Consider the following 1147-nt stretch of genomic DNA (forward strand, 5'->3'; position numbering starts at 1 on the left):
GCGGGAAGAACAGGGTTTGGTCTCAGTGTAGACCTCATGGGGAGTTTTGCCTCCCAGTGCGCTGTGCGGTCTTACATGGCCATACCTCCAGAAGAAGCGGGCCAGACTGATCTCCGCTTCCCAGCCATCGCTGTAGGCACGCAGATACACCTCCTCATACTTGACAGTGCGCCACAGCCTCTCCACCAGGATGTTGTCAAAGCACCGCCCCCTGCCTGACCAGCTGACTTTGATGTCTTCTGCCCTGAGTCGTTGAACGAAGGCCGATGAGGTGAATTGACAGCCCTGATCGGAATGGAAGATCTGGGGCTTGCGGCCACTGGCCAGGGCCATCTCCAGGGCCTCCAGGCAGAACTCCGTGTCAAGGCTGTTCGAAAGCTTCCAACTGAGCACGTGCCTGGAGAACAGATCCACAACCGCCACCAGGTACAGGAAGCCCTTCTGCAGTGGGATGTAGGTAATATCTGTCGCCCAGACCTGATCTGGAGCTGTGACGGCTCTGACATCAACCAGGCAGGGAAAGCGCTCTGATGGTTCGCCCGGCACCGTGGTGCGAGGCCTCTGGTAGATGGCCCGTAATCCCATGCACCGCATGAGGTTTCGGACACGGTCACGGCTGATCGGGATACCGTCTCTGGCCAGATACAGCACCATCCGACGGCTGCCGGCGGTGGGATCCTCCAGGTAGAAGGCATCGATCCTGGCCATGATCCGCAGCGTGGATTCACGCACCGGCACCGGCTGGTAATACAGCGAGGATCGAGGCAGCCCCAGCAGCTCACATTGACGGCTGACCGTGAGCTCAGGGTGGTCATGATCGACCAGTTTTCGCAGTTCACGGGCATCAGAGCAGTTGAGACTTTTTTTTCAGCCACTCCAGCTCCATTTGGAGCTTGCCGATCTGCTGGAACAGCTCAGCCTCCTTGGCCTGGCTTTCGTCCTTGGCCTGCGTCTTCTTGCCCCGGGTGAACAGGTCGCTGGCACCCTCCAGCAGCTGCTTCTTCCACTGGCTCACCTGGATCGGGTGCACCGCATGATCAGCGGCGATCTCCTGGAGCGTCTTGCGGCCACTGATCGCCTCCATGGCGACCTTGGCCTTGAACTCGGGGCTATGGGTGCGGCGTTTGCTCATGGGTGGGAGCCCCCT

2 protein-coding genes are annotated in these 1147 nt (G+C 59.8%); both read right to left on the reverse strand.

Going from position 1 to position 1147, the window contains the following annotated elements; translation table 11 throughout:
• The coding region (locus CJZ98_RS17800) for an IS3 family transposase (RefSeq protein WP_332835060.1) at positions 1–834 on the reverse strand (834 nt) is incomplete at its 3' end.
• A 10-nt stretch (positions 835–844) separates the two neighbouring features.
• On the reverse strand, positions 845–1147 hold a 303-nt coding region (locus CJZ98_RS19275; RefSeq protein WP_232756608.1), incomplete at its 5' end, for a transposase.

Source organism: Vulcanococcus limneticus LL, assembly GCF_002252705.1.
Taxonomy (GTDB): Bacteria; Cyanobacteriota; Cyanobacteriia; order PCC-6307; family Cyanobiaceae; genus Vulcanococcus; species Vulcanococcus limneticus.